Consider the following 6,060-nt stretch of genomic DNA (forward strand, 5'->3'; position numbering starts at 1 on the left):
TGTTCGACGAGATTCATACTTGTTAGTTATCCATTTTTCTCCACCCTATACAAATCATTATTATTTTTCTCTCGTTGTATGAAACCACCCTGCCCGCCCCTTATCCCCAGAGGGGGCCCCACCTTCCCCCTTACCCTTTACCCCGCCAAGTTCACTTGGCGAACTACTAGCTCACTCGTCGGCAAACCGCTATATGATGATTGTGTATTAAATTAAACATGAAACGACAAGGTGCAATTCTCTGGCTAACTGGGTTAAGTGGTGCTAGCAAAACAACGATTGCTCACAATCTAGCCCAAAAACTGCAAACGCGAAGTTACCCAACAGAAATTCTAGATGGTGATATGGTTCGCATCTATCTTTCACAAGGTCTAGGCTTTAGCAAACAAGACCGAGATATAAATGTGCGTCGCATTGGCTTTGTGGCTAACTTACTTAGTCGTAATGGCATAATTGCGATCGTTGCCGCCATCAGTCCCTATCGTCAAGTTCGAGAGGAACTCAAAAAGACTTCTACCAACTTTATCGAAATTTACGTTCATGCTCCTATAGCCGTTTGTGAATCCCGTGATGTTAAAGGACTTTACGCACTAGCTAGAGCCGGACAAATTCAACATTTTACTGGGATCTCCGACCCCTACAAAGAACCAATAAATCCAGAGATTATCTGTCAAACCGATCGATTTACTGTTGAACAATGTGTTAACCAAGTGCTTCACTATTTAGAAACTCAAGGTTTAATTATCCTGAGCGATCAGCTACCTAAAAGTGACGGACTTTTGGTCAATGTTGAGATTTAGAGAAGAATGAAATGACATGACACCATTGTGTGATCGCACGACTCGACCATTTTCAAGTTGTGGACGGGTACAGAATCTTTGCTACTCATTCCACTTCACCAGCACCCCATCAACACAAGCAATCCCCCACTGCGGAAACTTCGCCAGCAGCTTTTTAATCACAATCTGCAAAGCAGGGTCATCATTCCAGCACTCCTGCAAAAAGTCAAAACCCGGATTCTCCTCCGAATTCGCCGCAACGCGTGAGTTTCTGCATCCGCTCCGGTCGCATATTTGACCTTGCAACAATCGCCTCATACGACCATTTTTCAGCGCTGGTGACGGGCGCGACGGAACAAGTACCCTCATCAACTGCTTTGACTCCTACACCCAAAACTGAATTTTCAACTAACAAGGAAGTGGGATTACCCTGTTCTACCTACCCCTGAGTTTGATTAGCGATGGCAACGAGAACACCGCAGGCATCGCTGCATTCGCCAACGACTGAACCAACCGCGCACGATAGAACTCCTGCTGCAAAAGGGACAGAACACTCAGCACGCCTATTTCAGACCAATTCCCAAAATCCTCGTTGTGCAGAGATATAAAAGAGGTGTCCAAAAGCACAAGCTTCAAAGACCGCTAAAAAATAGGTGTTGCTAAATTGGCATGATGGATGATGATACCATGCTAAAAGGAGCGGTGTCAGCCGCAGTCTTTCTTCAAGAGAGCAGCTAAATTTCTTTGCCCTAACTTAGAACGATTGTCCAAGGTTTTTCAGATCATGGAAAACCATAAGGAGAAATCTAAATGAACTACGACATCAAAGACAAAACCATTTTGGTTACGGGTGCAAATCGCGGTATTGGCAAGGCGATAGTTGAGTCGTTTATTGAACACGGAGCCACCAAAGTCTATGCGGCTGTTCGTCAGCTCAACAGTGTTTCCTCATTGGTTGAACAATACGGCTTACAGGTAGTACCAATTCAGGTTGATTTAGGTGATCCCCAATCTATTGTTGCTGCTGCTCAAGCTGCCCCAGATGTGCAAGTTGTTATCAATAATGCAGGAGTTTTTCAAGCAGGAACTCCCCTAGCTGAGAATGCGATCGCTGCTCTCGAATTTCAGATGAAGATCAATGTATGTGGATTGATCTACATGGCTCAGGCGTTTGCCCCGGTACTCAAAGCCAATGGAGGTGGTGTCTTTGCCCAAATCAATTCTGTTGCTTCGCTCAAAGGTTTCCCCGACTCTGCCACTTACTGTGCCTCAAAAGCTGCGGCCTATTCAATCACCCAGGCATTACGAGAACTATTGAGTGAGCAGGGCACGATTGTGCTAAGTGTTCACCCTGGCCCGATTGCCACGGATATGGGCGATGCGGCAGGAATGAATGAGGTTGCACAGCCACCTACACTTGTGGCAGAGGGGATAATAAAAGCTCTCAAAGTTGGGGATTTTCACGTCTTTCCTGACTCGGTGGCTAAACAAATGGGCGATGCTTATAAAAGCTTTGCCCAAAATGTCGTTGAGGTATCATCAAGTTAACTGATGATGCAGGGTAATACTCTAGACAAGGGGATCTGGGTATTAAACGGCAAGCCCAAACTCTTCTCGATTGTACAGATTCACTACTCCTCCTAATTCACCAGCACCCCATCAACACAAGCAATTCCCCACTGCGAAAACTTAACCAGCAATTTCTTGATTATTATCATCAGCGCCGGATTGTCATTCCAGCACGAGAGCAAGAAGTCAAACCCCGGATTCTGAAGAGAATTCGCCGCAACTTTGAGCGTAAAACCCCCGAATTATATTCGGTGAATATAAGCGAATAAGCCAAATTTATTTGGGATTATTTATGCTAGACCTGATATTGTAATTCCTGGATTCGATTCGGCACAGATGCTAAACTTGAGCGCACTGGTAGGACTTGTAGGATTATTCGGCATCGCTATTTATGCTTGGTCAACATTACCGGATACTATACCAGTCCACTTTGGATTTGATGGACAAGCCAATGGTTGGGGGAGTAAAAAAGTTCTGTGGTTATTACCAATTGTCGGTTTAGCAATTTATGGACTTTTAACATTTATTAGTCGTTATCCCAATACATTTAATTATCCAGTTGTAATTACTGAAGAAAACTCTTTAAGGCAGTATCAAATTGCTTGTTCAATGTTGGATTGGTTAAAAAGTGAGATGGTTTGGATATTTGTTTACATTGAATGGCAAATATTCCATCTAGCGACTACAGAAAATCCCAATTTAGGGATATGGTTTATACCTGTAACATCAATAATTATATTTGCGACAATTGGATATTGGTTGAGTCAATCTTTTTTGGCACGTTGACGCTATACAAAATAGTCCCGAATGCCATTTTGATTAATGCATTACAAGAACAGTGGAATCCTATTGCATGGCGTGATGAGTAGATTGAACTACCCTGAGTTAGAGTCACCCAGGCAAAGGTGATGGAATGGCGCAGCTTCCAAGTGGGGGTATGATGTACGTAATCGTCTAATCGTCTCGTTGCTGAGTTTCCAAGTCCATTGCTTTCAGTTCCAATCCAATGGCATTTGAAGGAAAATTATGAGTAACCCTCTTTCCCAACCCGAAGATCCAGACTTCCATTCATCTATTCAGGAGAATCTAAAACAGCTTTCTGCTCAGTTAGGATCTCCTTTGTCCGAATTATCAGTCATGGAAATATACCAGAATGCGTGCGATCTACTGAGCCACGTTTCTCCATCACCTCTTACTCTTACTCGTGTTGCAGGAACATTACTGGTCTACCGAATCACGGATACAGAACCGGAAGAATTTGAGTGGTTCAGCACTCAAGTGAAACAATGTTTGGACGAAGAAGAAGTTGAGGAGTTGATTGAATCCATACATCGCACGGATGCTTTGTAATCGCTGAAAAAGCGGGAGTCTCGCGCACATTGGATACTGTCACATTCTCTCAAGACCGCTTTACTGTACGCTGAATCTCTGCATTTAGCCAAAACTTCAAGAAGGTATTTCCCTTAATTGCTGCATAAGCTAATCGGCATTTAAGTTGCATAAAACCAGGGCTGAAGCCCTAACTACGAGTGAATCATTCGGGAAAAACGAATGATGATTATTACCTCTTGAACTTCTTGATGACTTGGCTGATTTCTCAACAAACTCAGCAGCTAAATAGAAAATTCTGATCTGCCATTATTTTTAACTCTATTGGGAATATACTTTTCTTATTGACATGATGCGGCCGCCCTAGGGTGATCGCTACAACTATCATATTTTTGAAGGGAAAAACTATTGTTAAATTCATTGCTACCACCTCAAGCTGTCGCTGTTGGGCAGAAAACTGAAGTGCTTCATATTGAAATACAAACAGTTAGTTTGAAATCTATCAGTAAGAATTTCTGGCGGAATATTTGATTAAAAATACTATCAAACCTTAAACTGGTTTGGTAGTATTTTTTTCTCTCTAAGGTTTAAGCGTCCTTTCAATCCGGCGATCAGGAATAAGCCACATAATCGCGACTAAAACATACAATGCACAGCCAAACCACGGTTTTACAAAAGCAAGGGGAATTGCCGCCGCATAAATCAACACTGATATTTTGCCCTTAAAATCTCGACCAACAGCCTTGGCCAGCATTGAATCTCTACCGTGATGAGAAATTAAGGTACGACTCAGAATAAAATAAGCGATCGCCGCCATCAACAGAACCACACCATAAAAAGCAACAGGCAAAGCCGTAAAGTGGTTTTCGCCCATCCAAGCAGTAGCAAAGGGAATGAGGGATAACCAAAACAACAAATGCAAATTCGCCCAGAGAGTTCGCCCGTTCACTTGCTTGGCTACCTGTAGCAGGTGATGGTGGTTGTTCCAGTAGATTCCAACGTTGACGAAACTTAAGATATAGCTCAAGAATATTGGCAATAATGGACGGAGTGCGCCTATATCGCCCCCATGAGGCACTTTCAATTCCAGCACCATGATAGTGATGATGATAGCGATTACACCATCGCTAAAGGCTTCTAATCTCCCCTTGAACATTGGTTTATACAGTTTCTCTGTTTCTGTAAATTATCGCGTTGGTAAAGATATAGCACGCATTTGGCTAGTAGTTCACCAACCCAATGAGAGCGGTATAGTTCGAGCAGGGGGAGAAAATTTCTCCCTCCCCAACCTGCCACCACGCAAAGTTGGGTTGCCAGACCACTACTTTACGGGGGCAACCTTTAGTTCGGTTCCACTCTCAGATAAAACTGTGTAGCGACAAACTGAGTATCTCTCTTGGTTGAATCTACGTTTTCAACTACCTTTGTTGTACCTACAGCAATCAAACCTTGACCAAAAATTTCGCTTGTTGCTGCGTCAAGTTGCTTTTGTGTTGCACGCGTTTGACTCAAATCAATTGACGAAACTTGAGCAGTCTTAGGTTTATTTAGAACCAGATTATCTGTGGAGAAGCAAGGAGTTGTGATACAACGAATGCCATTGTCTTTTAATGCCACAAAAGTACCTTTTGCTGGGTCATTTGTCGCGGCATAGAAGGCTTCCTTTACTCTCAAATTCCCAAACTCACCAAATCCAGGAAATGTTACTGGAACGATGTTACCTCTGAGAATCACACGGCTACCATCATCATTTTGAATTTTTATTAGTTCGTCAAGCGAGACTTTCACCGAACTCCAATCAATTGCAGACACATAACATTCGGAGCGAAAAACACCATCTAAGCAAGGAGTAGCTTTCAAGTTGACTTGCTTTATAAAATATCCACCGCATATAGGAGAAACACATTTGCGAAAATCTCTTCGCACTATGTAATATCCCCACTGTGGAAACTCTTGATTTCTGACACTGACTGCAACAGAATCAGTAGTCTCTGGAGCAGAAATATTTTGCGCCGATACTTTAGATAAAAATCCGTTGGTGACTATTATTGCACCTAATAGAGGAATAATTAAGTATTTGTAGTTAAACGATTGTTTGTTCATGGTAACTTTAGATTTTATTTGAGGGTTCAATACCTTTGTTAAAAGCAGAGTTGACAGCATTTCTCGTAAAAACTGCCAAAATTACTTATACACAAGCTCGGAGTTGACAAGGTAAGTTGGAATACTATAACTCTTACACTACTGACAAGAGGTTAAAAAACCTTACAGGAAACCTTAAAGGAATTTTAAGGACTCATTGTTTTTGTCAACTTTATCCCAGAATCACCTGACTGTAAGCCTAATCTCTGCATTTAGCCAACTTGCACTCGCACAAGAACAA

7 protein-coding genes are annotated in these 6,060 nt (G+C 42.4%); 5 read left to right on the forward strand and 2 right to left on the reverse strand.

Annotated features, from left to right (window positions below; genetic code table 11):
- The first annotated feature begins 218 nt into the window (after nucleotides 1–218).
- The 5 genes from cysC (at nucleotide 219) to V7K69_RS27460 (ending at nucleotide 3,698) form a co-directional block, all read left to right on the forward strand.
- Nucleotides 219–800, forward strand: a complete 582-nt coding sequence (gene cysC, locus V7K69_RS27440) for an adenylyl-sulfate kinase (RefSeq protein ID WP_335040321.1) — start codon at nucleotides 219–221, stop codon at nucleotides 798–800.
- A 440-nt stretch (nucleotides 801–1,240) separates the two neighbouring features.
- Entirely contained in the window at nucleotides 1,241–1,387 is a 147-nt protein-coding gene (locus V7K69_RS27445) for a hypothetical protein (protein ID WP_335040323.1), read from the forward strand.
- Between the two features lie 202 nt (nucleotides 1,388–1,589).
- Nucleotides 1,590–2,327: an SDR family oxidoreductase gene (locus tag V7K69_RS27450; RefSeq protein WP_335040325.1), complete on the forward strand. Its 738-nt coding sequence runs from the start codon at nucleotides 1,590–1,592 to the stop codon at nucleotides 2,325–2,327.
- A 357-nt stretch (nucleotides 2,328–2,684) separates the two neighbouring features.
- Nucleotides 2,685–3,134, forward strand: coding sequence for a DUF1648 domain-containing protein (locus V7K69_RS27455; protein ID WP_335040327.1), 450 nt, complete (start codon nucleotides 2,685–2,687; stop codon nucleotides 3,132–3,134).
- Between the two features lie 240 nt (nucleotides 3,135–3,374).
- Complete coding sequence (locus V7K69_RS27460; RefSeq protein WP_335040329.1) at nucleotides 3,375–3,698, forward strand: hypothetical protein; 324 nt, start codon at nucleotides 3,375–3,377, stop codon at nucleotides 3,696–3,698.
- A gap of 559 nt (nucleotides 3,699–4,257) precedes the next feature.
- Here the strand turns inward: V7K69_RS27460 and V7K69_RS27465 are convergent.
- A complete protein-coding gene (locus V7K69_RS27465; protein WP_179075722.1) occupies nucleotides 4,258–4,833 on the reverse strand; it encodes a TMEM175 family protein in 576 nt (191 codons plus the stop codon).
- A 185-nt stretch (nucleotides 4,834–5,018) separates the two neighbouring features.
- Complete coding sequence (locus tag V7K69_RS27470; RefSeq protein ID WP_335040333.1) at nucleotides 5,019–5,780, reverse strand: DUF6748 domain-containing protein; 762 nt, start codon at nucleotides 5,778–5,780, stop codon at nucleotides 5,019–5,021.
- Between the last annotated feature and the right edge of the window lie 280 nt (nucleotides 5,781–6,060).

The sequence above is a fragment of the Nostoc sp. genome, assembly GCF_036917775.1.
Lineage (GTDB): Bacteria > Cyanobacteriota > Cyanobacteriia > Cyanobacteriales > Nostocaceae > Nostoc.